Source organism: Streptomyces sp. NBC_01384, assembly GCF_045040035.1.
GTDB lineage: Bacteria > Actinomycetota > Actinomycetes > Streptomycetales > Streptomycetaceae > Streptomyces.
In genome coordinates, this window is sequence record NZ_CP109559.1 from 2,645,420 (window position 1) to 2,672,121 (window position 26,702).

The 26,702-nt window shown below is 69.8% G+C and carries 26 protein-coding genes and 4 pseudogenes; 19 read left to right on the top strand and 11 right to left on the bottom strand.

Features of this window, described 5'->3' with window-relative positions:
- The first annotated feature begins 159 nt into the window (after positions 1-159).
- The 3 genes and pseudogenes from aceE to OG747_RS11930 all read left to right on the top strand — a co-directional run bounded on the left by aceE (position 160) and on the right by OG747_RS11930 (position 3,856).
- Positions 160-2,874, top strand: a complete 2,715-nt coding sequence (gene aceE / locus OG747_RS11920; protein ID WP_405879295.1) for a pyruvate dehydrogenase (acetyl-transferring), homodimeric type — start codon at positions 160-162, stop codon at positions 2,872-2,874.
- 54 nt (positions 2,875-2,928) lie between these two features.
- Positions 2,929-3,228, top strand: a pseudogene (locus OG747_RS11925) (WYL domain-containing protein); the annotation flags it as partial.
- 106 nt (positions 3,229-3,334) lie between these two features.
- Positions 3,335-3,856, top strand: coding sequence for a DUF4240 domain-containing protein (locus tag OG747_RS11930; protein ID WP_405879296.1), 522 nt, complete (start codon positions 3,335-3,337; stop codon positions 3,854-3,856).
- Here the strand turns inward: OG747_RS11930 and OG747_RS11935 are convergent.
- Complete coding sequence (locus OG747_RS11935; protein WP_405879297.1) at positions 3,823-4,065, bottom strand: hypothetical protein; 243 nt, start codon at positions 4,063-4,065, stop codon at positions 3,823-3,825. The two genes, OG747_RS11930 and OG747_RS11935, sit on opposite strands and share 34 nt — an antisense overlap.
- A 106-nt stretch (positions 4,066-4,171) precedes the next feature.
- The gene (locus OG747_RS11940; RefSeq protein WP_405885513.1) at positions 4,172-4,969 is read right to left on the bottom strand and encodes a peptidoglycan recognition protein; all 798 of its coding nucleotides are present in this window, start codon (positions 4,967-4,969) and stop codon (positions 4,172-4,174) included.
- A gap of 202 nt (positions 4,970-5,171) precedes the next feature.
- On the opposite strand from OG747_RS11940, the gene OG747_RS11945 reads away from it, so the two are divergent.
- Entirely contained in the window at positions 5,172-6,356 is a 1,185-nt protein-coding gene (locus OG747_RS11945; protein WP_405879298.1) for a MarP family serine protease, read from the top strand.
- A gap of 54 nt (positions 6,357-6,410) precedes the next feature.
- On the opposite strand, the gene OG747_RS11950 is transcribed toward OG747_RS11945, so the two are convergent.
- Positions 6,411-6,899 carry a GNAT family N-acetyltransferase gene (locus OG747_RS11950; RefSeq protein ID WP_405879299.1) on the bottom strand — a complete coding sequence of 163 codons (489 nt, stop codon included), beginning with the start codon at positions 6,897-6,899 and terminating at the stop codon, positions 6,411-6,413.
- A gap of 71 nt (positions 6,900-6,970) precedes the next feature.
- Here OG747_RS11950 and OG747_RS11955 point away from each other — a divergent pair, with 71 nt between their 5' ends.
- Together OG747_RS11955 and OG747_RS11960 are read left to right on the top strand one after the other, a co-directional pair.
- Positions 6,971-7,897 (top strand): TIGR01777 family oxidoreductase, encoded by a 927-nt coding sequence (locus tag OG747_RS11955; protein WP_405879300.1) that lies wholly within the window; start codon positions 6,971-6,973, stop codon positions 7,895-7,897.
- Between the two features lie 159 nt (positions 7,898-8,056).
- Positions 8,057-9,409 carry an NAD(P)/FAD-dependent oxidoreductase gene (locus OG747_RS11960; RefSeq protein ID WP_405879301.1) on the top strand — a complete coding sequence of 451 codons (1,353 nt, stop codon included), beginning with the start codon at positions 8,057-8,059 and terminating at the stop codon, positions 9,407-9,409.
- A gap of 38 nt (positions 9,410-9,447) precedes the next feature.
- Here the strand turns inward: OG747_RS11960 and OG747_RS11965 are convergent, their stop codons facing one another.
- Positions 9,448-10,926 (bottom strand): regulator, encoded by a 1,479-nt coding sequence (locus OG747_RS11965; protein WP_405879302.1) that lies wholly within the window; start codon positions 10,924-10,926, stop codon positions 9,448-9,450.
- Between the two features lie 250 nt (positions 10,927-11,176).
- Here OG747_RS11965 and lipB point away from each other — a divergent pair, with 250 nt between their 5' ends.
- The 4 genes from lipB (at position 11,177) to OG747_RS11985 (ending at position 14,750) form a co-directional block, all read left to right on the top strand.
- The gene (gene lipB, locus OG747_RS11970) at positions 11,177-12,016 is read left to right on the top strand and encodes a lipoyl(octanoyl) transferase LipB (protein WP_405879303.1); all 840 of its coding nucleotides are present in this window, start codon (positions 11,177-11,179) and stop codon (positions 12,014-12,016) included.
- Positions 12,017-12,487: 471 nt separating this feature from the next.
- A complete protein-coding gene (lipA, locus tag OG747_RS11975; RefSeq protein WP_405879304.1) occupies positions 12,488-13,453 on the top strand; it encodes a lipoyl synthase in 966 nt (321 codons plus the stop codon).
- A gap of 315 nt (positions 13,454-13,768) precedes the next feature.
- Positions 13,769-13,966 (top strand): hypothetical protein, encoded by a 198-nt coding sequence (locus OG747_RS11980; RefSeq protein ID WP_054229278.1) that lies wholly within the window; start codon positions 13,769-13,771, stop codon positions 13,964-13,966.
- An 88-nt stretch (positions 13,967-14,054) separates the two neighbouring features.
- The gene (locus OG747_RS11985; protein ID WP_405879305.1) at positions 14,055-14,750 is read left to right on the top strand and encodes a DUF4191 domain-containing protein; all 696 of its coding nucleotides are present in this window, start codon (positions 14,055-14,057) and stop codon (positions 14,748-14,750) included.
- A gap of 354 nt (positions 14,751-15,104) precedes the next feature.
- On the opposite strand, the gene OG747_RS11990 is transcribed toward OG747_RS11985, so the two are convergent.
- A complete protein-coding gene (locus OG747_RS11990) occupies positions 15,105-15,575 on the bottom strand; it encodes an RDD family protein (protein ID WP_405879306.1) in 471 nt (156 codons plus the stop codon).
- Positions 15,576-15,774: 199 nt separating this feature from the next.
- Between OG747_RS11990 and glnA the strand changes: the two genes are divergently transcribed.
- Positions 15,775-17,184: a type I glutamate--ammonia ligase gene (gene glnA, locus OG747_RS11995; protein ID WP_405879307.1), complete on the top strand. Its 1,410-nt coding sequence runs from the start codon at positions 15,775-15,777 to the stop codon at positions 17,182-17,184.
- Between the two features lie 325 nt (positions 17,185-17,509).
- Here the strand turns inward: glnA and OG747_RS12000 are convergent, their stop codons facing one another.
- The 3 genes and pseudogenes from OG747_RS12000 to OG747_RS12010 all read right to left on the bottom strand — a co-directional run bounded on the left by OG747_RS12000 (position 17,510) and on the right by OG747_RS12010 (position 18,046).
- Positions 17,510-17,707: a hypothetical protein gene (locus OG747_RS12000; protein ID WP_405879308.1), complete on the bottom strand. Its 198-nt coding sequence runs from the start codon at positions 17,705-17,707 to the stop codon at positions 17,510-17,512.
- Between the two features lie 50 nt (positions 17,708-17,757).
- A pseudogene (locus OG747_RS12005) lies at positions 17,758-17,856 on the bottom strand (hypothetical protein); the annotation flags it as partial.
- A 37-nt stretch (positions 17,857-17,893) separates the two neighbouring features.
- A complete protein-coding gene (locus tag OG747_RS12010) occupies positions 17,894-18,046 on the bottom strand; it encodes a hypothetical protein (RefSeq protein WP_405879309.1) in 153 nt (50 codons plus the stop codon).
- A gap of 20 nt (positions 18,047-18,066) precedes the next feature.
- On the opposite strand from OG747_RS12010, the gene OG747_RS12015 reads away from it, so the two are divergent.
- Entirely contained in the window at positions 18,067-18,384 is a 318-nt protein-coding gene (locus tag OG747_RS12015; protein ID WP_405885514.1) for a transposase, read from the top strand.
- 194 nt (positions 18,385-18,578) lie between these two features.
- Here the strand turns inward: OG747_RS12015 and OG747_RS12020 are convergent, their stop codons facing one another.
- A complete protein-coding gene (locus OG747_RS12020) occupies positions 18,579-19,550 on the bottom strand; it encodes a helix-turn-helix domain-containing protein (protein ID WP_405879310.1) in 972 nt (323 codons plus the stop codon).
- Between the two features lie 479 nt (positions 19,551-20,029).
- Here OG747_RS12020 and OG747_RS12025 point away from each other — a divergent pair, with 479 nt between their 5' ends.
- From OG747_RS12025 to OG747_RS12040, 4 genes and pseudogenes are all read left to right on the top strand, one after another.
- The gene (locus OG747_RS12025; RefSeq protein WP_405879311.1) at positions 20,030-20,425 is read left to right on the top strand and encodes a peptidoglycan-binding domain-containing protein; all 396 of its coding nucleotides are present in this window, start codon (positions 20,030-20,032) and stop codon (positions 20,423-20,425) included.
- Positions 20,426-20,781: 356 nt separating this feature from the next.
- Positions 20,782-21,096, top strand: coding sequence for a peptidoglycan-binding protein (locus OG747_RS12030; protein WP_405879312.1), 315 nt, complete (start codon positions 20,782-20,784; stop codon positions 21,094-21,096).
- Positions 21,012-21,269 (top strand): annotated as a pseudogene (locus OG747_RS12035) (hypothetical protein); the annotation flags it as partial. The gene OG747_RS12030 and the pseudogene OG747_RS12035, both read left to right, overlap by 85 nt.
- A gap of 16 nt (positions 21,270-21,285) precedes the next feature.
- Complete coding sequence (locus tag OG747_RS12040) at positions 21,286-21,558, top strand: hypothetical protein (protein WP_405886089.1); 273 nt, start codon at positions 21,286-21,288, stop codon at positions 21,556-21,558.
- 478 nt (positions 21,559-22,036) lie between these two features.
- Here the strand turns inward: OG747_RS12040 and OG747_RS12045 are convergent, their stop codons facing one another.
- Positions 22,037-22,993: a helix-turn-helix transcriptional regulator gene (locus OG747_RS12045; RefSeq protein ID WP_405879313.1), complete on the bottom strand. Its 957-nt coding sequence runs from the start codon at positions 22,991-22,993 to the stop codon at positions 22,037-22,039.
- A 119-nt stretch (positions 22,994-23,112) separates the two neighbouring features.
- On the opposite strand from OG747_RS12045, the gene OG747_RS12050 reads away from it, so the two are divergent.
- The 3 genes and pseudogenes from OG747_RS12050 to OG747_RS12060 all read left to right on the top strand — a co-directional run.
- Entirely contained in the window at positions 23,113-24,147 is a 1,035-nt protein-coding gene (locus OG747_RS12050; protein WP_405879314.1) for an MDR family NADP-dependent oxidoreductase, read from the top strand.
- An 86-nt stretch (positions 24,148-24,233) separates the two neighbouring features.
- Positions 24,234-25,331, top strand: a complete 1,098-nt coding sequence (locus OG747_RS12055; protein WP_405879315.1) for a winged helix DNA-binding domain-containing protein — start codon at positions 24,234-24,236, stop codon at positions 25,329-25,331.
- A gap of 328 nt (positions 25,332-25,659) precedes the next feature.
- Positions 25,660-25,895, top strand: a pseudogene (locus OG747_RS12060) (transposase); the annotation flags it as partial.
- A gap of 61 nt (positions 25,896-25,956) precedes the next feature.
- Here the strand turns inward: OG747_RS12060 and OG747_RS12065 are convergent.
- Positions 25,957-26,574 carry a hypothetical protein gene (locus tag OG747_RS12065; RefSeq protein WP_405879316.1) on the bottom strand — a complete coding sequence of 206 codons (618 nt, stop codon included), beginning with the start codon at positions 26,572-26,574 and terminating at the stop codon, positions 25,957-25,959.
- Positions 26,575-26,702: the final 128 nt, after the last annotated feature.

Sequence of the window (26,702 nt, forward strand, 5' to 3'; positions counted from 1 at the left end):
TTTTACCCTTCCCCTCTTTGATCGATCATCGATCAGGGGGTTACAGTCACCGACGGGCTTCCACCAGAGCCCGCCGCCCTGTCCTGCCAAAGACAAAGGGCACCCCCGAAAACCCCTTGCCGATGAGGGAACCCCCCTCCGCATCCGGAAGGCGGCGCAATGACCGACCCCACCGCAATCCAGCCGAGCGAGCTCGACCAGCTCCCGGACCGCGACCCCGAGGAGACCGCCGAATGGCAGGCCTCCCTGGACGCCGTCACCCAGGCGGCCGGGCCGCACCGTGCCGCGTACCTGATGCGCCGCACACTGGAACGCGCCGAGGGCAACGGTCTCGCGCTGCCCAAGCTGCTTGAGACCGACTACGTCAACACCATCCCCACCGCCGCCGAGCCCGTCGTGGACGGCGACGAGGCGATGGAGGCCCGGATCACCGCGTGGAACCGCTGGAACGCGGCCGCGATGGTGACCCGGGGCGCGAAGCACGGCGTCGGCGGCCACATCGCCACCTTCGCCTCCGCGGCCTGGCTCTACGAGACGGGCTTCAACCACTTCTTCAAGGGCAAGGAGTCCCAGGAGGCTCCCGGCTCCGGCGACCAGCTCTACATCCAGGGCCACGCCTCCCCCGGCATCTACGCCCGCGCCTTCCTCGACGGCCGGCTGACCGAGCAGCACCTCGACAACTTCCGCCAGGAGGCGGGTGGCAACGGTCTGCCGTCCTACCCGCACCCGCGCCGGCTGCCCTGGCTCTGGGAGTTCCCGACCGTCTCGATGGGCCTCGGCCCGCTGTCGGCGATCTACCAGGCGCGTTTCAACCGCTATCTGACCAGCCGCGGCATCAAGGACGTCTCGCAGTCCCACGTGTGGGCGTTCCTCGGCGACGGCGAGATGGACGAGCCGGAGTCGACGGCCGCACTCGCACTCGCCTCCCGCGAGGGCCTGGACAACCTGACCTTCGTCATCAACTGCAACCTGCAGCGTCTCGACGGCCCGGTCCGCGCCAACTTCAAGATCGTGCAGGAGCTGGAGGCCCAGTTCCGCGGCGCCGGCTGGAACGTCGTGAAGTCGCTGTGGGGCTCGGCCTGGGACGAGCTGTTCCAGCTCGACACCACGGGCGCGCTCGTACGCCGCCTGCGCCAGGTACCCGACGCGCAGGTGCAGACGTACCAGACCCGCGACGCCGCCTACATCCGCCAGGACTTCTTCGGCGCCGACCCGGCGCTCGTCGAGATGGCGAAGCTGCTCAGCGACGACAAGATCACCGAGTGCTTCCACCTCTCCCGCGGTGGCCACGAGTCGCGCAAGGTGTACGCGGCCTACCGCGCCGCCCTGGCCCACAAGGGCGCGCCGACGGTGATCCTGGCCCAGACGGTCAAGGGCTTCACGCTCGGCACGGGCTTCGCGTCCAAGAACGCCAACCACCAGATGAAGAAGCTGTCGACGGACGAGTTCAAGCAGATGCGTGACCTGCTCGAACTGCCCATCTCCGACAGCCAGTTCGTCGACGGCCAGGTTCCCTACGGCCACCCGGGCGCCGACTCCCCCGAGGTCCGTTACCTCCAGGAGCGCCGCGCGGCCCTCGGCGGCCCGGCCCCGGCCCGCCGTACGCACGCCCTCGCCCCGCTGCCCGCCCCCGCCGACAAGGCGTTCGCGTCCTTCGACAAGGGCTCCGGCTCGCAGAATGTGGCGACGACGATGGCCTTCGTCCGCCTGGTCAAGGACCTGGTCCGCGACAAGCAGACCGGCAGGCGCTGGGTGCCGATCGTCCCCGACGAGGCGCGCACCTTCGGCATGGAGAGCCTCTTCCCGTCCCTCGGCATCTACTCGCCCAAGGGCCAGACGTACGAGCCGGTCGACCGCGACCAGCTGATGTACTACAAGGAGGCCAAGGACGGCCAGATCCTCAACGAGGGGATCACCGAGGCCGGCTCCATGGCGGACTTCATCGCCGCGTCCACCGCGTACGCCACCCACGGCGAAGCGATGATCCCCTTCTACATCTTCTACTCGATGTTCGGCTGGCAGCGCACGGCCGACCAGATGTGGCAGCTCGGCGACCAGCTCGGCCGCGGCTTCCTGGTCGGCGCCACGGCCGGCCGTACGACGCTGACGGGCGAGGGCCTCCAGCACGCCGACGGCCACTCCCCGGTCATCGCGGCGACCAACCCGGCCGCCCTGTCCTACGACCCGGCGTTCGCGTACGAGATCGCGACGATCGTCAAGGACGGTCTGCGCCGGATGTACGGCGAGGCGGCCCCGGGCGAGGACCCGAACGTCTTCTACTACCTGACGGTCTACAACGAGCCGATGCCGCAGCCCGCCAAGCCGGCCGGCCTCGGTATCGACGAGGGCATCGTCAAGGGCCTGTACCGCTTCAACACGGCCGAGTCGGCGGGTCTGAACGTGGCCGCGGCGAACGCTCCGCGCATCCAGCTGCTCGGCTCCGGCACGGCGATCCACTGGACCCTCCAGGCGCAGCGGCTGCTCGCCGAGGAGTGGGGTGTGGCGGCGGACGTGTGGTCCGCGACGTCCTGGACGGAGCTGCGGCGCGACGCGCTGGAGGCCGACGCGGCCCTGCTGCGCGGCGAGGAGCGGGTGCCGTTCGTCCGCCAGGCGCTGCAGGGCGCCGAGGGCCCGGTCCTCGCGGTCTCCGACTACATGCGCCAGGTCCCGGACCAGATCGCGCAGTGGGTCGAGCAGGACTACTCCTCGCTCGGTGCCGACGGCTTCGGCCTCTCCGACACCCGTGAGGCGGCGCGTCGCCACTTCGGCGTCGACGCGCAGTCGATCGTCGTCGCGGCGCTGGCGCAGCTGGCGCGACGGGGCGAGGTCAAAGCCTCGGCGGTGAAGGAAGCGCGGGAGCGCTACGGGCTGTAAGGCCGGTATCGGACGAAGGGGCGCGGCGACTGCCGGGCCCCTTCGCTGTCGGTGGGGCGGGCCGAGCAGTTCGCGCGGTCCCTGCTGCGGGCCGAGGCCGTCGTCCGGCTCTCCGCGGAGGGCGCCCGGAGACTTCCGTACGTCGTCGGCCCCGCGTCCGCGCGAGAGGCGCTGGGAGGAGCGGGCGCCCCCGACGGGCGGGGCCGGGTGACCGTCACGCTCCCCGTCGAGTCCGAGGAGGTCGCCCACACGCAGCTGACGGGGCTCGGGCCGGAGGTGGAGGTGCTGTCTCCGGCGGCGCTGCGCGAACGTTTCGCCCGGGACACGGCGCGGCTGGCGGCGCTCTACCGCTGACGCCGGACATCCCCCGTACCTGCCGGTTTTACCGTCGGCATGTGCACACATAACAATCTGCGGCACTCCGCGTGCGTCACTTCCCTTCAGGCCCGATGCTTGACCCGTGATGGACGAGACGGAGTTCTGGGAGTTGGTGGACACGACCCGCGAGGCCGTCGAGGGCGACCCCGAGGACCACGCCGACCTGCTCGTCGAACGGCTCGTCCAGCTGGACCCGGACGACGTACTGGACTTCGCCCGTCACTTCGAGGCCCGCTACAACCGCGCCTACCGCTGGGATCTGTGGGGCGCGGCGTGGGTTCTGCTCGACGGGGCGAGCGACGACGCCTTCGACTTCTTCCGGTGCTGGCTGATCGGCCAGGGCCGGGAGGTGTTCGAGGGCGCGGTGCACGACCCCGACTCGCTCGCCGACGTCCTGGACGACTTCGACGAGGACCTCGACGGCGACGGCGAAGCGCTCGGCTACGCCGCGGACGAGGCGTACGAGCAGCTCACCGGTGTCGTCGCGCCCGACCTGGGCATTCCGCCGGCGTCGCCCGAGCCCGAGGGCACGCCGCTCGACTTCGAGAACGAGTCCGTCCTCGCCGAGCGCTATCCCAAGTTGTGGGAGCGCTTCAGGGGCTGAGGGAGGGTGGCGTACGGAGTCGCGTACGGGGGGTGTGTCTCGTGGGCGTGGTACGGGGGTGCGGCGTTGGCGCGGTCGAGCGCCGACGCCGTGGCCGCGGCCGGGCCCACGAGGACGGTCACCATGGCACCGGCCACGGTCCACGAGTTCCTCAGCGCCTTGGTCCAACGGCCCGTTGCGTTCACGTTCCTGGTGCGACTGCTGTTCATCTTCCCCACCTCCAGTCGGCGTTACGAGAAAGAGGCTAGGAGGCGGTGATCTGAGGGACCCTTGACTCGCCTGTGGTCCATCTGTGGGTGGTGTTCCGCCCCGTGGTCAGCGGCCCTGCAGGCGGGCGGCCTGTTCCCGGATTTCCGGCAGGCGGGCCGTCAGCGCGGCGCCGGGGCAGCTGGTCATGAAGCCGGCGTCGTGACCGGACAGGGTGGGAAGGACCGCCGTGGTCCCGACACGGAAACGGCTGAGGTTGTTGCTGGAGACGAGGCGGACGTCCGCGCGGGGGTCGACGTCCGCGAGGCCCAGCTTCCACGCGGCGATCGCGGCGATCGCCTCGGTCATGGCCCGCGGCACCGGCGTCCCCGCCGTGAACGTGCCGATGGCGGCGATCCCGGCGGTGCGATGGTTGAACCCCTGGGTGTGCGCACCGGTGACGGGCCGGTCGACCCCGCCCGCGCGCCCCTCGTAGATCGTTCCGCAACGGTCGACGAGAAAGTTGTAGCCGATGTCGTCCCACTGCCGGACGCCGATCTGACCGGCGTAGAGGTAGCGGATGATGCGGGGCACGTCGGCGCAGTCGTAGCCGTTCGGCGAGTCGGTGTGGTGGACGAAGACCGCGACGACCCGGTCGTCGTAGCGGGCGGGCGGCTGGGAGTGCGCGCTCTTGGCGTCCAGCCAGCGCGACCGCGGCACGATGACCGGCCGGACCGCGGCGTGCGTGACGGCGGGCCGGGCGGCGACCGGACCCCGCTCGGGGCGCACCGCCGTACGGTTCACACCGACCGCGCACAGCGACAGCGCGAGCACGGCGACCAGACCGGGCACGCACGCGAGCACGATCCGGACGGAACGCCTCGCCCGCGCCTCCCAGGCGGGCCGCGTCCATGCTCCCCGCACCATTCGGAAGACACGCATGGAGCCACCCTGACCCGGTTCCGTGCCCTTCGCGATGTGTGCTGTGCCACCCGGTGGAACCATCTTCCTGGTCCGGGACGTTTTTACAGATCCACGCACGCGTGCCCGTTTCCCGGGGCCACGCGCGCGTGCCTGATCACTGGGCCCGCCCCGCACGTACTAGGGGGCCCAAGAGAAAGGCGGCTCCGTGGACCTGCTCGACATCCTCCTGTTGCTGGTGATCCTGGCTTACGCGGCGTCCGGCTACCGGCGCGGGCTGGTCGCCGGCTGTGTCTCGCTGGCCGGTTTCGTGGGCGGTGCCGTCATCGGCGTATGGGTGCTGCCGTGGATGATGGACCTGGTGACGGCGGGAACGTCGGCGGCGACGCTGACGGCGGTGCTGACGGTGCTGGTGCCCGCCGTGGTGGGCCACGAGCTGGCGGGCCGGCTGGCGCTGAAGCTGCGCCGCGAACTGGACCAGGGGCCGCTGCGGGTGGCCGACGGGGTCGGCGGTGCCGCGGCCAACACGGTCGCCGTGCTGCTGGTGGCCTGGGTGGCCGCGAGCGTCCTGGGCGCCTCCTCCTCCACCCTCATCACCCAGTCGATCCGCAACTCGGCGCTGCTGGGCACCGTGCAGAACGCGATGCCGGACACCACGCCGACCTGGTTCTCGCGGGCGACCTCGGCGCTCACCGAGGCGGGCTTCCCACAGGTCTTCAACCCGTTCGAGAACGAGCCGACGGCGGGCGTGGCGAAGCCCTCCGGGGACAGCGTGACCGAGTCCGCGACGAACGCCGCCAAGCTGAGCACGGTGAAGATCGAGGGCGCCGCGGGCAACCAGGGCCGGGAGGGCAGCGGGTTCGCGTACGCGGCGCAGCATGTGATGACCAACGCCCATGTGGTGGCGGGCATCGACAGCCCGACCGTGCGGGTGGGCGGCGTGGGCCGGGTGTACGCGGCGCGGGTGGTGCTCTTCGACCCGCAAAAGGACGTCGCGGTGCTGTACGTACCGGACCTGCGGGTTCCCCTCCTGCGCTTCGACGACAGCGCCAAGCGCGGCGACTCCGCGGTCGTCGCGGGCTATCCGCAGGACGGCGGCCTCGACCTCCAGGCGGCCACGGTCGCGAACCGGATCAACGCGCGGGGCCAGAACATCTACAACACGAGCATGGTCACCCGGGAGATCTACTCGATCCGCTCCACCGTCCGTCCCGGCAACTCCGGCGGCCCCCTCCTCACCACCGACGGCCGGGTGTACGGCGTCGTCTTCGCCCGCTCCACCTCGGACAACGAGACGGGGTACGTCCTGACGGCGGACGAGGTCACGGGCGACGGCCGGCGCGCGGCCACCGCGACGGCACCGGTGGACACGGGCGACCTGGTCACCTCGTAACCGCCGCCCTCATGACCGCCGGCCTCCGGGCTGTCGGCCTCCGGGCTGAGCCGGTCAGAGACAACGGCCCATGAGTACGTCGTCGACGTACTCGCCGGCGAGCAGGAACTCCTCGGGCAGAACGCCCTCCACCACGAACCCCTCGGACTCGTACAGCTTCCGCGCCGGGGTGTTGTGCCCGAGGACGCGCAGCGAGATCCGCCGGGCGCCGTGGCGCCGGGCCTCGTCCTGTGCGGCCCGCAGCAGCGCCCGCCCGAGGCCGGCGCCGCGTGCCTCCTCGGCGACGACGAGTCCCTGGATCTGCCGGACATGGGAGTTGCAGGCGAGGGACGTCGGATAGCCCAGCCGGATGTAGCCGACGAGGGTGCCGTCGAGGTCGGCGACGAGATGGTCCCGCGGCCCGAACCGCTCGTCATAGAAGGGCTCGTACGGCGGCTGGGGGCGCGGCTGGACGGCGTGCAGCGTGGACCAGGTGGCGCGGTCGAGACGGCCGAGCGCGTCCTCGTCGTCAAGGGTCGCGAGGCGTATGTGCGGTACCGGCATGAGGGTCACTGTACGGCGGCCGTACCGGGCCCCGTCCCGTCTTTCCCCGGGTCACGCGGCAGGATGGACACATGAACGACTCACCGCTTGCACCGGATTCCCGTAGGTCCCGCATCGCGATCGCCGGTGCGTCCGGCCTGATCGGTTCGGCGCTGACGCGCTCCCTGACCGCCGACGGGTACGAGGTGGTCCGCCTCGTCCGCCAGGCACCCCGCGGGAAGGACGAGCTGCGGTGGGACCCGGACGGGCAGCGGATCGACGCCGGGGGGCTCGCCGGGTGCGCGGCGGTGGTCAACCTCGCGGGGGCGGGGGTGGCTTCGCGGCGCTGGACGGACGCGTACAAGCGGACGATTCGCGACAGCCGAGTGCGGGGGACGGCCACGCTGGCCGAGGCGGTGGCGTCGCTCGACGAGCGGCCGCGGGTCTTCGTCAACGGCAGTGCCATCGGGTTCTACGGCGAGACGGGCGACCGGGCGGTGGACGAGTCGGCGCCGGCCGGGGAGGGTTTCCTGCCGTCAGTGTGTGTGGCGTGGGAGGGGGCGACGGCCGCGGCCCAAGAGGCGGGGATCCGTACCGTGTTCGCCCGTACGGGGCTGGTGGTGGCCCGTGAGGGCGGGGCCTGGGGGAAACTGTTCCCTCTCTTCAAGGCGGGGCTCGGTGGGCGCATGGGGGACGGCCGCCAGTACTGGAGTTTCATCTCCGTGCATGACGAGGTGGCCGCGATCCGGCACCTCATCGACACGGAGTCGCTGTCCGGGCCGGTGAACCTCACCGCCCCGGCCCCCCTCACCAACCGTGAGATCACCGAGGCGATGGGCCGCGTCCTGCACCGGCCCACCGTCTTCGCCACCCCGGCCCCGCTCCTGCGCCTCGCCCTCGGCGAGATGTCCGGCGACATCCTGGGCAGCCAACGCGTCCTCCCCACCCGCCTCCTGGACTCCGGCTTCACGTTCGCCTTCCCGTCGATCGAGGGAGCGTTGAGGGCGGCCTTGCACTGACCCCGCGTCAAAAGATTGCGCCCCCATGCGACTGTGCACGCCCGACGCGCGACTGCACCCGCTCACCCACGCACCTACCCTCGACCCGAACTCGGGTATTCCCAGGGCCCGTCGGGGGCATGACCTCCCCACCGGCCGCGCAACCTCGAGGAGGGGCACGTGCTAGAGCCCGTAAGCAAGGCGGACGTGGACGTCGTCATCGTCGGGGCCGGAGCCGCGGGACTCGCGGCCGCCCAGCACCTGACCAGGGCGGGCCTCACGACGAAGGTTCTGGAGGCCGCCCCCACCGTGGGCGGCCGCATGACGACGGAGAAGGTGGACGGCTTCCGGCTCGACCGCATCGGCCGGCTCCTGTCCACCTCGTACCCCGAACTGCAGCGCACCCCGGGCCTGAACACCCTGGCCCTGCGCCCCTTCTCCCCGGGCGTGCTGCTGCACAGCGACGGCCGTCACCACCGCGCCGCCGCCCCCGCCATCCCCCGGAGCGCAAGGGGCGCACTCACCGCCGCACGCGCCCTCGCAAGCGCCCCCCGTCTCCCCCGGAGCCAGGCCTCCCGCCCCGGCCCCCTCGGCGGCCACCTCGACCAGACCCGCCTGGCCACCGCCCTCGCCCGCCTCGCCGCCACCCCACCCGCACGTCTCCTGACCCGCCCGGACCTCCCCACCACCCGGGCGCTGACCCTCCGCGGCCTGCCGCCCCGCCCGGCCGAAGGCTTTCTGCGCCCCCTGCTCGCCGCGCTGCTGTGCGACCCGGACCTCACCACCTCCAGCCGCGCCGCGGACCTGGCCCTGCATTCGTTCGCGTCGGGCCGGCTGTGTCTGCCGGAGGGCGGCGCGGACACCCTGCCGGAGCTCCTCGCGGCCTCCCTCCCCCCGGGCACCGTCCACACAGGCGTCGAGGTCACCTCGGTCGCCACGACCACCGTGACGACGAAGGAACACGGCGAACTCACCTGCCGGGCCATCCTGCTCGCCACCGGAGCCCGCGCCGCCGCCCGGCTGCTGCCCGGTCTGCATGTCCCGGCCTTCCACCCGATGACGGTCCTGCACCACACCACGGACGAGCCCCCGCTCACCGACCCGGCCCTGCTGCTGGACGCCGACCGGAGCGGCCCGGTGGCGCACACGGCGGTCATCAGCCAGGTCGACCCGTCCCGCGCCCCGGCCGGCCGGGCCCTCGTCTCCTCGACCGTGCTGGGCACTCCCCCGGCCGCCGGCCACCTGGACACGGCGGTCCGCGCCCAGCTGGCCCGCCTCTACGGCACGTCGACGGCCCGCTGGGAACTCCTCGCGGTCCACCACACCCGCGACGCGGTCCCCGCGATGCCCCCGCCGCACGACCTGCGCCGCCCGGTACGCCTCCTGGCGGGCCTGTACGTCTGCGGGGACCACCGGGACACCAGCACGGTCCAGGGCGCCCTCCATTCGGGCCGCCGGGCCGCCCACGCCCTGCTGATGGACCTGGGCGCCCGTCCGGCCGCGCTGGACGACCACCTGGAGGCGGCGGCCTGAGTCGGGTCGGTCGGATCGGTCGGGTCGGCTCAGCTCGGTCAGCCCAGGGCCGCCACCCGGTCCCGGTAGCCCCGTACGGGCGCCGCGTCCCGGTACGGCTCGAGCCGCCGCTCGAAGTCCCGTACGTACTCGACGGCCCGGACCGACCGCATCTCGGCCGCCTGCCCCGCGGCCTCCGCACCCAGCTGGCAGGCCTGGTCGAGTTCCCCGAGCCCGAGCCGTGCTGAGGCGAGCACCACCCGGCAGAACAGCCGGCTGCGCGCGAACCCGGGCGCCCGCAACTGCAGCGAGCGCTCGGCGTGCTGTGCCGCGGCCCGGAACTGCTGCAGATCCCGGTGGCAGTGCCCGAACTCGTCGGCGAGCTGTGCCTCGTCGAAGAACCGCGCCCAGTACGGGGCCTCGTCGCCGGGACGGGCGGATTCCAGGGCGCGTTCGGCGCGCACCAGCGATGCCGTGCAGGCCCGCACCTCCCCCAGCACGCCGTGCCCGCGCGCCTCGGCGGAGTGCAGCAGCGCCTGGACGACGGGTGGCGCGGACGAGCCGACGCCCTGCTGGGCGACTCGGGCCAACTGCACGGCCTCGCGCCCGTGGCTGAGGTAGACCGCCTGCCGGCTCATGGTGACCAGGACGTAACTGCCGTACGCCCGGTCCCCGGCCGCCTGTGACAGCCGCAGCGCCTGCACGAAGTAGCGCTGCGCGAGTCCGTGCGCGGCGATGTCGTACGAGGTCCAGCCGGCCAGCCGGGTGAGGTCGGCGGCGGCCGCGAACAGGCGCCGTCCGGTCTGCTCGCCGTACGTGCCGCGCAGCATCGGCTCGGCCTCGTGTTCCAGGTAGCGGACCAGGGCCTGGCGGGCGTGGCCGCCGCCGTAGGCGTGGTCGAGGGCGCGGAACAGTTCGCCGACCGAGCGCAGGGCGGCGATGTCACCGCCGGTGACCTTCTGGCCGGGGCCGCGCTCGGTCTGGCTGCGCCGACGGGACGGGGGTGCCCCCTGTTCGAGCGGAGCCGGGAACGTGGGGGAGGCGGGCCGCCCTTGGGCGGGGATGCGCGTGGCGGCCGGTTCGCCGCGGCTCACCCGGTCGTCGGCCCGGCCGATCAGCCAGTCCCGGCTGGGGACGACGAGTCCCGCCGGGGTGAAGGCGATCTTGCGGAGCTCGGCATGGCTGCCGGAGTCCTTGCGCCAGAGCCCACTGACGATGTCGACGGCCTCCTCGGGGCTCGCGGCGAACTCGAGGCCCGCGTAGACGGGTGCGCAGGCGTCGAGCCCGAGGTCCTGCGCGGTGAGCCGACGGCCGAGGCGGCGGGTGAACACCTCGGCGATGAGGGCCGGAGTGGTGCCCCTGGGCTGCTGCCCGCGCAGCCACCGGGTGACCGATGTCTTGTCATATCTCAGATCGAGTCCGTGTTCGAGGCCGAGCTGGTCCACCCGACGGGCGAGACCTGCGTTGGAGAACCCCGCTTCTGCGATGAGCGCGGCGAGCTGGCGGTTGGGAGTGCGCTGCGCGGGTCGTTCCGTCATCTGCGGTGCGGTCTCCTGCCTTCCGAACATCACTGGGTGCCCGGATTGCCTGTGAGCAGCCCTTATGGCCTCATGAACGGCGCGAATGTAGCGGAGAGTGAGCGCGTCGTCGCAGTCTTCGGCACCGATTCATCCGATCGTGTGAGGATTGACCGCTGGGCTGACGAGGGCGGCCCGGACGTACAGTGGCGTGGGCGCGTTACGTACCTGACGAAAGGTTCTTTCGCGTACCGGACAACGGGCCCATCGGTTGCCGTACCAAGATTTCAAGGCTTCTAGGGAGGCACTTGCCGTGAGTGAGTTGCGGTTCGTCCGCAAGGGATTCGGTGCCGAGGCCGTGGAGTACCAGGAGGCCTGGGACGAGCAGCGCCGTGTGCATGCCGCCCGCTTCCTGGACGAGGTCCCCGACACCTGTCTGCTCCTGGAGCACCCGCCGGTGTACACGGCGGGCCGGCGTACGGCGGACAGCGAGCGCCCCCTCGACGGGACGCCCGTCGTGGACGTGGACCGCGGCGGCAAGATCACCTGGCACGGGCCCGGACAGCTCGTGGGCTACCCGATCCAGAAGCTCCCGCGCCCGGTGGACGTGGTGGCCCACCTGCGTCGCCTCGAAGAGGCCATGATCCGGGTCTGCGCGGAGTTCGGCGTCCGGACGAGCCGGGTGGAGGGCCGGGCGGGTGTCTGGGTCCTGGGTGACCCGGTCGCATCGCGCCCCTCCCTCGGCGGCCTCTCCCTCGACTTCGACCCGCGGCTGACGGACGAGGAGTTCGACCCCCGTCTGAACGGGCCCGAGTACGCGCCCTCCAACGCCGGGCAGCGGCGCGAGGACCGCAAGATCTGCGCGATGGGCATCCGGGTCGCCAAGGGCGTCACGATGCACGGCTTCGCCCTGAACGTGAATCCGGACACGTCATCGTTCGACAAGATCATCCCGTGCGGGATCCGGGACGCGGGGGTGACGTCGCTGGCGTACGAGCTCGGTCGCGAGGTCACCATCGCGGAGGTGCTGCCGGTCGCCGAGAGGCATCTCCGTGACGTCCTGGAGAACGCCGACCTGAGGCCGCGCGAGGTGGAACGGACGTCGGCGTAGCGGGTCAGCGGGGGACCCCGCCATCCCGCCCCTGGGGCTCCGCCCCAGACCCCGGGTGTGTTCGTCGGCTGCGGACCGGTGGGGCCGCTCGCGCCCACGCGGCGGAGCCGCACGATGTCGCAGCCCCGCGCTCCGAGGGCGGGGCGGCGCCCCGATCCCCCGCCCGCCCCGAATCGCTTGGCTGCCGGCCCGTGGGGGCTGGGCCCGCCCACGCGGCGGAGCCGCACCCTGTCACAGCCCCGAGCCCCCGAGGCGGGGCGCGGGCCCGCATCGTTCAGCCCGTCCGGCGTTCGAGGACGAGGCCGTTCAGGCCGAGGCGGGGGGCATGGGCGGCAGCCCCCGCGGGGCGGCGGAGGCGAGGAAACGCCCGGGAATGCACCCACGGTCCGCAAGGTTGCCCACCCCGGGGACCGAGTACCGCACGGGCGTACCCTGGTGTACGCCGAAGAATCGAAGCTACAGGGAGCCGATGTGTCCGCAGTCGCACCCGACGGACGCAAGATGCTGCGCCTGGAGGTCCGGAACGCCCAGACCCCCATCGAGCGCAAGCCCGAGTGGATCAAGACCCGGGCGAAAATGGGTCCCGAGTACACGAAGATGCAGAACCTCGTGAAGAGCGAGGGTCTGCACACGGTCTGCCAGGAGGCGGGCTGTCCCAACATCTACGAATGCTGGGAGGACCGCGAGGCCACGTTCCTGATCGGTGGCGACCAGTGCACCCGGCGCTGCGACTTCTGCCAGATCGACACGGGCAAGCCGGAGGCGCTCGACCGCGACGAGCCCCGTCGCGTGGGCGAGTCCGTGGTCACCATGGACCTGAACTACGCCACCATCACCGGCGTCGCACGCGACGACCTGGAGGACGGCGGGGCGTGGCTGTACGCCGAGACGGTCCGGCAGATTCACCAGCAGACCGCCGACCGTGCGGCCGGCCGCACCAAGGTCGAGCTCCTCGCCCCCGACTTCAACGCCGAGCCCGCCCAGCTCGCCGAGGTCTTCTCCTCCCGCCCCGAGGTCTTCGCGCACAACGTCGAGACGGTCCCCCGGATCTTCAAGCGCATCCGCCCGGGCTTCCGCTACGAGCGCTCGCTGAAGGTCATCACCGAGGCCCGTGACTACGGTCTGGTCACGAAGTCGAACCTCATCCTCGGCATGGGCGAGACCCGCGAGGAGGTCAGCGAGGCCCTCCGGCAGCTGCACGAGGCGGGCTGCGAGCTGGTGACCATCACGCAGTACCTGCGTCCTTCCGTGCGCCACCACCCCGTGGAGCGCTGGGTCAAGCCGCACGAGTTCGTGGAGCTCAAGGAGGAGGCCGAGCAGATCGGCTTCTCCGGCGTCATGTCGGGCCCGCTGGTCCGCTCCTCGTACCGGGCCGGCCGTCTGTACCAGATGGCCATCGAGAAGCGGGGCGCCTACATCGCCTCGCAGGCCGTCTGAACACCCGTACGGAGCAGTCGCGCAAAACTTGTGCGGAACGCCGTACGACCCGAGCGGTGGCACTGAGTGCCACCGCTCACGTGTGAATCGGCGCACAAGCAACTCCCCCTCAACAGTGGCTTGTTCGACGCGGTGACACCCGTCCGCGCAGATGGGGACCCGCGTCAGGACGGCGTCGGAACAAAGGCCCGATGCATCAAGGTTTCATTGGTGTTTGACCGGTCGGTCACGCCCTGGTAACACCAATCAGTGACCCTGGTCTTACGCCACGTACAACCCCATCCAGAGCCGCCATCCCTAGGGGGGACCTCCATCATGCAGGCCGCGCCCGTACGCGCCACCGCCATCCCGTCGTTCACCGATGCACTCCGTGCCGTCGAGTCGCTGCTCATGAGCAGCGGTCAGCGCACCGCCCGTCGCAATGCCTGGACCTCCGTCCTGGAGGACCGCCGCCGCGCCAAGGACAGGGTCGAGGCGCAGCGCGTACTGGAGTCCGTGGCGACGCGTTCGTAGCGCTCGCGCGCTCCCGTGCGGGCGGCTGCATCCGCCCACCCGGACACTGGCGTCGTCGGCGCTTGTCGGGCCACGTAGACTTCGTGGCATGGCGAGGAAGGAAACTGCAGCGGACGCTGCGAACCCCGGGCGACTCAAGCAGATCGCCCTGACCTACAAGATGACTCGCAAGGCCGACTCCAAGATCGGTCTTGTACTCGCGGCTGTCGGAATCGTCACCCTCGGTGTCTTCCTCGCGATCGGCTTCTTGATCGGCCACCCGGTCTATCTCGGCATTTTCGGCCTTCTGCTCGCCTTCCTCGCGACGGCGATCGTCTTCGGGCGCAGGGCCGAGCGAGCCGCCTTCGGGCAGATGGAGGGCCAGCCGGGCGCAGCCGCGGCCGTGCTGGACAACATCGGCCGGGGCTGGACCACGACTCCAGCGGTGGCGATGAACCGCAGCCAGGACGTGGTGCACCGCGCGGTCGGCAAGGCCGGCATCGTGCTGGTGGCCGAGGGCAACCCGAACCGGGTGAAGAGCCTGCTGGCCGCCGAGAAGAAGAAGATGGCGCGGATCGTCGCGGATGTGCCCGTGCACGACGTGCTGGTGGGCACCGGCGAGGGGCAGGTGGGGCTGAAGAAGCTCCGCACCACGATGCTGAAGTACCCCCGCGTCCTGACCGGTCCGCAGGTGACCGCCACCAACGACCGGCTGCGGGCGATGGGCGACATCATGTCGAACCTCCCCCTGCCAAAGGGCCCGATGCCCAAGGGGATGCGGATGCCGCGAGGCAAGACGCGCTGAAATTTCTTGTTCCGATGCTCCCCGTCATCCGCATGACGGGGAGCATCTCTGTTTGATGAACCGGAACCGTGACGCATCCTGCGAGTCCGTCCACCAGTTCCCGCCACAGTCCGTTGCGATTCCAGCGCTTCCAGTACTGGTGGAAGGACCCACCGAACCGCTCGTCCAGTGCGGACCAGGACATTCCCGTCGCTGCCTTGTGCAGCAGTGCTTCCAGGATCGTGCGCGCCGACACCGCGCCGCGAACCGTCGCCTTGGGCGCGAGGGCGAGCCAGGCATCGTCCGTGAGGACCGGTACGGCCAGATCATGCTGCCGAAACCAAGTGCCCACCAAGCTCCAGTGGCCCTGGACCCCTAGACCCGGACCTCGATCGTGCGGGCCAGGCGGTCGTGCAGGCCCCGGCCGTCGCGGTCCCAGATCAGGGCGGGGACGGCGACACACAGCAGGGCGGTGCGCAGCAGGGCGCGCAGCGGGTTGAGGCGGCCGCCGCCCTCGGGGACGATCCGCAGGCCGAAGAGGCGCTTGCCCGGGGTGAAGCCGACCGTGCCGACGGTCAGGACGCCCAGGACGAAGAAGACGAGCAGGGCCCAGTTGCCCGTCGCCCCAGGCTTGTAGCCGTGAGTGAGCAGTCCGTATGCGATCAACAGGCACAGGGCCCAGTCGACGGCGAGGGCGCCGAGACGCCGGCCCGGACGGGCGATGGAGCCGGGGCCGTGCTCCGGCAGACCGAGCTGCTCGCCCCGGTATCCGAGGTCGGCGCCCGCGTCCTCCATGGCCGCGCGGGGTCCGGAGAGCCACGATCCGATTGCTTGCCTGTTGTCCACCCGTCCACGGTACTGCGCCCGTTTTTACATGCGGACAGGAGGGGCTCGCCCGGTCCAAGTCGGTTAACTTGGGCGAAACAAATGGGTCACGCTGGAGAAATCCCCCGTCCCTATGGTCGGCTGCAGCGTGTGCCACCGCACTGGCCGCACGAACGAACTACCACCCCGGTCCACTGTGGGCGGGAGTAGGAGGAGCTGGATGTTCCAGAACGCCGACGAGGCCAAGAAGTTCATCGCGGACGAGGACGTCAAGTTCGTCGACGTCCGCTTCTGCGATCTGCCGGGTGTGATGCAGCACTTCACGCTGCCGGCGGCGGCCTTCGACCCGGACGAGGAACTGGCCTTCGACGGCTCCTCGATCCGCGGCTTCCAGGCCATCCACGAGTCCGACATGGCGCTCCGCGCCGACCTGTCCACCGCGCGCGTCGACCCCTTCCGCCGCGACAAGACGGTCAACATCAACTTCTTCATCCACGACCCGATCACGGGCGAGCAGTACTCCCGTGACCCGCGCAACGTGGCGAAGAAGGCCGAGGCCTACCTCGCGTCGACCGGCATCGCCGACACCGCGTACTTCGGCCCCGAGGCCGAGTTCTACGTCTTCGACAGCGTGCGCTTCGACACCAAGTCGAACGAGGCCTTCTACCACATCGACTCCGAGGCCGGCGCCTGGAACACCGGTGCCCTCGAGGACAACCGTGGTTACAAGGTCCGCTACAAGGGCGGTTACTTCCCGACCCCGCCGGTCGACCACTTCGCCGACCTGCGTGCGGAGATCTCCCTGGAGCTGGCCGCTTCCGGCCTCCAGGTCGAGCGCCAGCACCACGAGGTGGGCACCGCCGGCCAGGCCGAGATCAACTACAAGTTCAACACGCTGCTCGCCGCGGCCGACGACCTCCAGCTCTTCAAGTACATCGTGAAGAACGTCGCCTGGCGCAACGGCAAGACCGCGACCTTCATGCCGAAGCCGATCTTCGGCGACAACGGCTCGGGCATGCACGTCCACCAGTCGCTGTGGAGCAACGGCGACCCGCTGTTCTACGACGAGGCCGGTTACGCGGGCCTCTCGGACACCGCCCGCTACTACATCGGCGGCATCCTCAAGCACGCCCCGTCGCTGCTCGCCTTCACTAACCCGACGGTGAACTCGTACCACCGTCTGGTCCCCGGCTTCGAGGCCCCGGTCAACCTGGTGTACTCGCAGCGCAACCGCTCCGCGGCCATGCGTATCCCGATCACCGGTTCGAACCCGAAGGCCAAGCGCGTCGAGTTCCGTGCGCCCGACTCCTCCGGCAACCCGTACCTCGCCTTCTCGGCGCTGCTGCTCGCGGGCCTCGACGGCATCAAGAACAAGGTCGAGCCGGCCGAGCCGATCGACAAGGACCTCTACGAGCTCGCCCCCGAGGAGCACGCGGGCGTCGCCCAGGTCCCGACCTCTCTCCCGGCCGTTCTCGACCGCCTCGAGGCCGACCACGAGTTCCTGCTCGCGGGCGACGTCTTCACGTCCGACCTGATCGAGACGTGGATCGACTACAAGCGCACGAACGAGATCGCGCCGCTGCAGCTGCGTCCGCACCCGCACGAGTTCGAGCTGTACTACGACGTGTGATCCGCACGGACGGTGTGCCCCCTGCTCTCAGGGGGCACACCGCCTAAAATCCGCTGTGACCTGCGGATTCGTCGCTTCACCATCCACCCCCGACCATCGATGGTTTTCGGCGTCTTGTGCAACGCAGGTGCAAGATGATCTTGAAAGTCTGACATAGCGTCAGTCATGCTGGATCTCGCGCAGCCGTCACATACGGTGATGACGGATCCGTTGGGCCGATAGCGAGAGAACGCTGCCCCGCACCCGATCGTTCTGACGCGAACCCACTCTGGCATAGGCGTCAAGTATCAGAAGACCGCCTGCGGCAGGCTCGCGGTTAACGTCATCAGCAGGAGTGGGCTTCACGCATTTCGCGCTGGCGGTCGGCCTTGTAGAAGGGGGCGGTGTAGCCGCCGGGGACGGGGGCGGTCTCGGGGTCCTTCCGGTAGACCTCGAACTGGGTCCAGTGGTCCTTGGTCTGGCCGAAGCCGCACGTGTAGCGATCCCCGGCAATCTTCCGCTCGTCGGCGTCGAACCACGTCACCCGGTCGAAGTGTGCTGCCCCGGGTTTCGTAGCGGCCGGTTTGTGTGTTTTCAGGCAGCGGTCGGTACGGCCTGGAAACGGTGGTGCTCGGCCTCGAACTCCTCGGGTGGCAAGTAGCCGAGGGCTAAGTTGAGCCGCTCGCTGTTGTACCAGCCGACCCACTGAACGACGGCGCGTTCGACCTGGTCAGCGTCCCGCCAGGGCCCGTGGTGCTTGGATGAGCTCGGCCTCGAAAGAGCCGTTCAGGGCCTCGGTCATGGCGTCATACGAGTCCGCGACGGAGCCGACCGAGGCTGCGGCGCCCACGTCCGTCAGCCGTTCGCTGTAGCGGATCGACACATATTGACGGTGCCTGTCGCATCGATGCGCACTCGGTGAAGGCCGCGGCCTCGGCGCCGTCCGTCTCGCGCGGCTACGACGGCGGGAAAAAGCCAGGCGGCCGCAAGCGGCACATCGTGACCGACTGCCTCGGTCTGCTGCTGGTCGTCGCAGTGACCGCCGCGAACGTCGGGGACCGGGAGCAGACCGCGGCGATACTCCTCGCGCTGGTCGCCGTGGGAACATTCCCGCGGGCGCGGGGATGGTCCCTTCGGCATCCACTTCTACACGTCACCGACATCCTGCTCCCCGCACGCGCGGGGTTGGTCCCTCGCCCAGGTCGCCGCCGGTCGCCCTGACCTGCTGCTCCCCCGCACCCGCGGGGACGGTCCCGGGTCCTTGCGCTGCGGATCCACCGGAACGATCTGCTCCCCGCCCTGCGGGGATGGCCCCATCTTCCTGCACGTGAAGAACGGTGGCGGCAGCTTCTCCCTGCACCCGCAGGGATGGTCCCGTGCCCTCCTTATTAGAGCCATAGCGACAGCTTCATCCGTCAGAGACAGTCCAGGAACTCGTGCCGGTATTGGGTCGGGGTGGTTCCGTAGGCAGCGCGGAACGTACGGCTGAACACGGTGGCGCTGGTGAAGCCCCAGCGGGCGGCGACGGCTTGAACGGACTCTTTGCGCAGTTCGGGGTCGGCGAGGTCGGCACGGCATCGTTCGAGTCGGCGCTGCCGAATCGACGCGGCGACGCTCTCTGGCCGGCCCTCGAACAGCGCATACAGGCTGCGCAGTGAGATGTGATGACGGTCGGCGATCACGGAGGGAGTCAGCTCCGGGTCGTCCAGGTTGCAGTCGATGAAGTCGTCGATCCGACGGAACATGGCGTGAACGCGGGCCTCGGTCGGCACGTGCTGCGGCGCACCGAGATGGTGCGCCAGGCAGGCCACGGCGAGATCCACGGCCGTGGCCCCGAGCCGGCTCAGATCCTGCGGTCGGCAGTCGGGTCCGTTGCCTGGGAGCGCGGTCAGGAACTGGGCCAGGATCGCCCCCATGCCGGTACCCGCTGGGATGCGCCGGGCAAGGAGCTGATCGACCTGGTTGGCACGGAGCGATACCTCGGATTTGGGTATCTGCAGGACGAATGCCTCGACCATTCGGCCCTCGACTCCCGAGCCCGCTTCGGAGGGACGAGAGGTGTCCCACAGCACCATGTCGCCTGAAAGCAGCCCCGACTCACCACCACGCTGCGAGATCCACATCGAGCCCTTGGTCACCAGGCCCAGTTGGTATTGCTCCGGGTCGCCCCTCCGGATCAGCTTCGGTGTGCGCCGTGACCGCAGCGGGGAGTACGAGAACCTCGACACCTGGACATTTCCAAGGGCCAGCACAGAGCCCTCGGCATGGAACCCGGCCGTGTCGTCAGCTCGAAGCGCCGTCGGCATCAGCGCGTTGGCGACCACATCGGTGAACCAGTCGAACCTCTCCGACGCCGCCACCGCCGTCGCGGAACCACCCTGCCACATCGTCAGAAATCCCCCGTGTCGTGCTTCTCGGTCCAGCAGGCGCCATGGCACCTGCCGAGATCATCAGTCTGTTGCAACGCGCGATACCGGCGCCACCAGGGAATGGCTCCCGCCTCACGGAACCCCGTCTCACGGCCCTGACAGGCACTTTGAGACATACCCAGGCAGAAGTGTCTGAGACGGGCGAAGTACCTGGCTCGATCTTCGAAGGAGGACGACTGCTGCACGCAACGTCGAGGAAGACTGCATGGCCTGCACACAACTGCACAGCAGTTGTTGCATACGCTCCCATGGAGGCCGAGCCCGGGAATTGGGCGATTGGTACGGCCTGGAACAACCTCCAGGGTCTCACCCCGTCTTGAGACGCCCGATTTCCTCCATCCGGCGCAGCCGGACGGCCCTGGCCCACCGATCAACAGTCCGGGGGTATCCCCCCAGGCCACCCGCGCGCACGCAACGAACACGAAAAGGACCCCAGGATGGACCTCAAGAAGATCGCCGGCGCTGCCGTCACTGCAGCCATGCTCGCGGGCCTCACCACCGTAGCCACCGCCACGAACGCCTCAGCGGCCAACAACTGCTTCGGCTACTGGTACGCCAACTCGGACCTCGCCCCTCACACCTACTGGGTCCCCAACCATAACCTCTCCTACGACCCCAGCAACGAGGACGACTGCGTCATCGTCCTGCAGCAGGAGTTGAACCAGGCCTACGGGGCAGGCCTCGCGACGGACGGCTACTTTGGTCGGCAGACTCTGAACTGGGTCAACCGGTTCCAGGGCGACTTCCACTGCGCCGGTGGCGTCGACGGCATCGTCGGGCCCAACACCTTCAGCTGCCTCGACTGGGCCACCGGCAACCACCAGGGCGTCTAACACCCTTCGAGGCCTCCCGGGACCCCACCATCAAGGGCCCCGAAAGGCCCCCCACAGCACAAACCGCCGTGCAAACCCAAACAACGGCGTTCGCGGCCCGGACGATGCACGGTGCAACCGGCGACGCTCATCCCCATCGCCGTCTCCGGGCGCGGGGAACCGTCCAGCCACTCGCCGAAGCACATGGCTCAGCGCTCCTCCATGCGCGCGGTCCGGGCGACCGCGCTCCCCGGATCGTCTATCAAGTCGAAAGGACCACCGCCATCAAGGGACGCAGGCGCCTCTCTCTCGCTCTAGCCACCACCGCCCTCCTCGGCGGCGCCATCGCTACCGCACCGACCGCCCAGGCACTCTCGATGAACGAGTGCACCACCCAGCTGTACTCCAACTCGATGGTCAGCGAGATCCAGAAGGTCCCGGACCACACCCTCGCCCAGGGCGACTACGGCGACTACTGCGTGGCCAACCTCCAGTACGCCATCGACCAGCTCTACGGCAACCCCAACTCCAACACCCCGCTCGCCGTCGACGGGGACTTCGGGCCCCACACCTACAACTGGGTCCTGACGTTCCAACACGACCACGCATGCAGCCAGGGCGTCGACGGGGTCGCCGGCCCGAACACGAACAGTTGCCTGGCCTCCCTCACCAGCATGTGGAACCGAAACTAGGGTGCGTGTCAGAAGTCGATCAAGCTCTGCGTGATCCCCACGTGGGACGTGGGGATCTGACGAGCGCACAGTGGGCCAGGCTGGAGCCGTCGCTGCCGGTGGGCAAGAAGCCGGCACGACCTCCGGTCTGGTCCAAGCGGCAGCTGACAGACGGCATACGCTGGCGGACACGGACCGGCGCGCCGTGGCGTGACGTACCGCTCGGGTACGGCGAGTGGGAGACCGTCCACGGGCCGGCGCCGGCAGCGCGATGGGACCTGGAAGCGAATCCTCAAGCAGCTCCAGGCCCAGGCCGACGCCGACGGGCTGATCACCTGGGACGTCGGCGTCGACTCCACCATCTCCCGCGCTCACCAGCACGCCGCCGGCGCCCGCAAAGAGGGGATCTCCAGCGAGAACCACCCGGCGGTGTCGACATCGAGCTGGCCGACCATGGACTCGGACGCTCCCGGGGCGGCTTGACGACGAAACTCCACCTCACGGTCGAGCAGGGGCAGAAGCCGTTGTCCCTGGCCATCGCCGCCGCAACCGCCATGACAGCCCGCAGTTCCAGACTGTCCTCGACCTCGTCAGCGTCCCGCGCAATGGTCCGCGACGCCCCCGCACCAAGCCCCGCAGGTCCGAGCAGACAAGGCCTACGGCTCCCGGGCGAACCGCGCCTACCTGCGCAGACACAGTATCCGCTGCACCATCCCGGAGAGGACCGACCAGATCCGCAACCGCAAGAAGCCCGGCATCCGCGGCGGCAGAGCGACGCCAGGCCGTAGCGCTGTTCGACGTCGATGCCCTGGCCGTAGTGGTGCTCGGCCTAGGTTGTTGAAGGAGTTATAGAAGGCTCTGAGGACCTTCTGATGGCCTGCCCGGCGATCTCCGATTAACGATGGCTTACTGAAGATCTCGATCACTGGGCCTGCGAGCGGTGAACTTCCGCAGCGGGACATCACGAGCCGGTGGCACGGGTGAAGCGGGCGGCCCACTCGCGGATGAAGTCGATGAACTCGGGAGGGCCGAGCACCTTGAACTCCGCACCCACATTGCCCAGTGCCTGAGTCGGCCAGTCCAGCGTCTGCGAGGTCATCCGTACTCGGCACCGCTGTTCGTCGACCTCCTCGACCGTCGCCCACGGGCCGACGCGCGTGCGGACCACCGCCGCGGGGGCGTACACGAGCACTTCGACGCTATGCAGCGCGGGGACACCGGCGCCCCGTGAACGGACGAACGCCGCGGCGTCGTCGGCGGGTAGCTCGCGCGGGCGAAACCGCTCTCCGGTGCTGCTCGGATCGTCGAGGCGGTCGAGGCGGAAGCTGCGCCAGTCCTGCCGGGTCAGGTCGTAGGCGACCAGGTACCAGCGGTACCCGAGCGAGACCAGCCCGTGCGGCTCGACATGGCGGGCGCTGCGAGCGCCACCGCGGGCGGTGTAGGAGAAGCGAAGCCGTTCCTCGTCCCGGCAGGCCTGCGCGATGGCGGTCAGCACGCCGGCCTCGACACTCCCCCCACCACCCTCGACCGAGGGCACGGTTACCACCCGCAGGGCGTCGACTCGTCGGCGCAGTCGCGCCGGCATGACCTGCACGACCTTGGTGAACGCGCGGATCGAGGACTCCTCAATTCCGGTGACCGCGCCCTGGGCAGCTGCACGCAACCCGATGGCGAGCGCGACCGCCTCCTCGTCGTCGAGTACCAACGGCGGCAGGGCAGCGCCTGCCGTGAGCTGGTAGCCGCCTTCGACGCCGCGACTGGCCTCGACCGGGTAGCCCAACTCGCGCAGCCGGTCGACGTCGCGCCGCAGGGTACGCGCAGAAACTCCGAGCCTGTCGGCCAGCTCGCCGCCCGGCCAGTGCCGGTGGGTCTGGAGCAGGGACAGCAGCCGCAGAGTCCGAGAGCTTGTGTTCGCCATGTCCTCAGGATGACGGCAATTGAGGTCAGAAAGTGACCGCTATAGCTCGTAGCGTGGGTTTCACGAGGACGGCACAGGCCCGGGGCCGGGTGCGCCGACTGATCAAAACAAGGAGACCGATGACCGACAGCACGATGTCGACGATCACCCACACGGCGTGGGAAGTGCGGCTGGCCAAGCACCTGAAGGGAGACCTCGGGCTCGACAACTTCGACCTCGTGCAGGTGCAGACGCCCGAGCCGGGCACCGGAGAGGTCCTGGTCCGCACGGACTACCTGGGCCTGTCGGTCGCCTATCTGGAGATGATGCGCGCCGACTCCCATCTGCCGATCCCGCCGTGGCAGGTCGGCCAGCGCATCGGCGGCGGCGCCCTGGGCACGGTCGTGCGCTCCAACAGCGCGGACCTGGCCGTCGGCGACCTGGTCCGCACCATGGCCGGCTGGTGCGAGTACTCGGCCGGGCCTGCCGACCAGTACCCCAAACTGGACCCGGAGTTGTTCCCGAGCCCGGTGCACTACCTCAGCCAGGGGCCCACCGCGTACTACGGGATGGCCGAGATCGCCAAGGTCGGAGCCGACGATGTTGTCTTCGTCTCCGGTGCGGCGGGCGGCGTCGGGTCGCTGGCCGGGCAGATCGCCAGGTGCCGGGGCGCCGCGAAGGTGATCGGCAGCGCGGGAAGCCAAGCGAAGATCGACTACCTCGTCAACGAGCTCGGCTTCGACGCCGCGTTCAACTACCACGACGGCCCCGTCCTCGATCATCTGCGGGAACTGGCGCCCGAGGGCATCACCGTCTACTTCGACAACGTCGGCGGAGAACAGTTCGAGGCGGCCGTCGAGGCGGCTGCGCCCGGTGCCCGGTTCGCGCTCTGCGGTGCGCTGGCCACCCAGATCGGCGACCACGAGAACCGGTTCCCCGAGCCGGACCTCACCGCGGCGACCGCCAAGAAGATCGAGGTCCTGCCGTTCTCCACCTACCACACGCCCGAGCAGGTCGCGGCGTGGACCGAGCACTTCAGCACCTGGTTGGGCGAAGACCGCTTCGTTTTCCCCCACACGATCGTGGAAGGCGGCGTCACGGCCGCTCCTGAGGCGCTCGTCTCCCTGCTGCAGGGCAACTACAAGGGCAACGTCTCCGTGAAGGTCGCCGGCTGAGGCTCGACGCGAGCCGCCTGTCACAGGCTGACGGGCGGCTTGCTCCCTGCGGCGTCCCCACCACATCCAAGGAGATCCGGCACCACATGACCGACGTCCCCGTGCTCTCCACCCGCACCCTGAACCGGACACTGCTCCAGCGTCAGTTCCTGGCAGCCCGAACCTCCCGCCCAGCGCTCGACGTCGTCGAACACCTGGTCGCTCTGCAGGGACAGGAGCCCAACTGGCCCTATGTGGGCCTGTGGACGCGGCAGGCCGACTTCCGGCACGACGAACTGACGGCACTGCTCCGCGACCGGCGCGTGGTGCGCTCCGCAGTCCTGCGCAGCACCCAGCACCTGACCAGCAGCGACGACTTCCGCTGGCTGCGGCCGGTCCTCCAGCCCGTCCTGGACCGCACCACGCGGGCGCAGTACTTCGCCACGCAGACCGTTGGGCTGGACCTCGACAAAATCGCTGTCACCGGGATGGAGTTGATGGCTGGTCGGACCCTGCAGCGGCACGAACTCGCCTCGTCGCTCGCCGAGTGCTTCCCCGGCCGCGACGGCCGCGTACTCGCGGGGGCGGTAGAACTGCGGGTACCGATGGTGCACGCCCCGGCCACCGGCACGTGGGGAGCCTGGGGCACCCGTGCCGGCATCGCCATCACCCTCGCGGAGCAGTGGATCGGCCGACCGATGGCGGCGCCGCAGGTCGAGAGGCTGATCCGCCGCTACCTGGCGGCGTTCGGCCCGGCCGGTGTGAAGGACATCCAGGCATGGTCGGGGCTGACCCGCCTGCGCGAGACTCTCGACGAGCTGCGACCGCAGCTACGCGTCTTCCGCGACGAGCGGGGCACGGAGCTCTTCGACCTGCCCGACGCGCCGCTCGCCGACCCGGACCGACCTGTCCCGGTGCGTTTTCTCCCCGCCTTCGACAACCTCCTCCTCGGGCACGCGGACCGCACCCGAGTGATCAGCGAGGCGGACCGCAAGCAGGTGATGCCGGGTCAGGCGATGGTGCGGCCCACCTTCCTGGTTGACGGATTCGTACGCGGCACATGGTCGATGACGGGCTCCACACTTCTCATCACCCCGTTCCGGCCACTGTCGCAGGCAGACACCGCGGCGGTGCTGGACGAGACCGAGCCACTTCTCGCCTTCCTTGCACCGGATGCCGCCAACCGGACCGTCACCTTCAGCTGAGAACGACGGGACGTTCCCCCTGATGCCCTTGCCGCATGGCGAGCGCCCCCCCAGCAGTGACGGCCGCCCCGGGTCTCACCCATCGAAGCCGCCCGCCAGCCTGCCCGCCACGGTAGGGGCACGCTCGCCCTCATACTCCAGCTGCAGATCGTGATCCTGCTGGTGGTCGCGGTGCGGGGTTGGGGGCGGCCACCGTTGATCACCGTGAGTTGCGTGGACTGACGAAGTGACGGTAGCCGCGGGTCACAGCATGGATATCGCTCCGCGCGTGTCGGTACGTTGATCAGATGCGTTTGACTAAGACCGACCGGCAAATGGTGAGTTTTCTCGTACGTACGCCTCCCGCAAGAACCGCGCCTACCTGCGTCGGCGCGGGATCCGCTGCACCATCCCGGGGGCGGCAGGCCGCCCAAGTTCGACCCGGAGGACTACAAGGCTCGACACGCGGTCGAGTGCGGCATCAATCGCCTCAAAAGGCACCGCGCCGTGGCCACAAGGTATGACAAGCTCGCGGTCCGCTACGAGGCGACCGTTCTCATCGCCGCCATCAACGAGTGGCTGTGACCAGCACCATTCGAGCCAGCCCTAGGCGAGCGAGCTCGGCTCACTGCCTACCGGGCGCTGTTCAGGTACTCCTGCCCCGTTGCGACCCGGGTTCGCTTACGGACGCGGGTGGGCCGTCGGTGGGCGCGGTGGCAGAGCCGGAGGGTGAAGCGCCTGCGAGGTACTCGGTGAGTAGGGTGCGGCAGACCGGGACGAGTGCCGTGTCGGACAGGCCCCGCTTGGGCACGACGACGGAGGGTTTGCCCGAGCGGTCCAGGAGGACGAACTGCCGGCTGGACTCCCGGAACTCGCCGAACTGCGACCATGCGTGGGTGCACGACAGCCCCTCCGTGCGGAGTGTCAAAGCTTCCGGTCCGATCTCTTCCTCGTGTCCCTGCTGCAGCTTCGGCGAGCGCTGCCAGATCGCGCGTGCCTTACGGCGAAGACCCCAGCGGGAGGAGAAGGCAACCGCTCTCAACGCGTAGTTCCCGAACAATACCGCGAGGAACAGCGCAGGCAGCAATGTGTCCGACGTCGGTTCGACGGTGCCCACCCACACCACGAGGCACAGCAACAAGAGAATGGCGACCGCGTTGCGTACCGCCTGGTTCCGCAGACGCCGCCGTTCGGGGGAGCCGGCCAGCAACTCGAGGAGGTCGTCGATCTCGGGGACGTACCTCAGCGTCAGTGTCTGCTGCATCGTCCCCCTGCCGTCCAGATGTAAGCCCGCGCATCATAGTCGTTGATGCCGAAGCGGTCGGAGTCGCTGCCCTCTCTAGGCATGCGCTGGCCACCGCCCCTCAGGTGGGAGTGCCTGGAAGTTCGCTC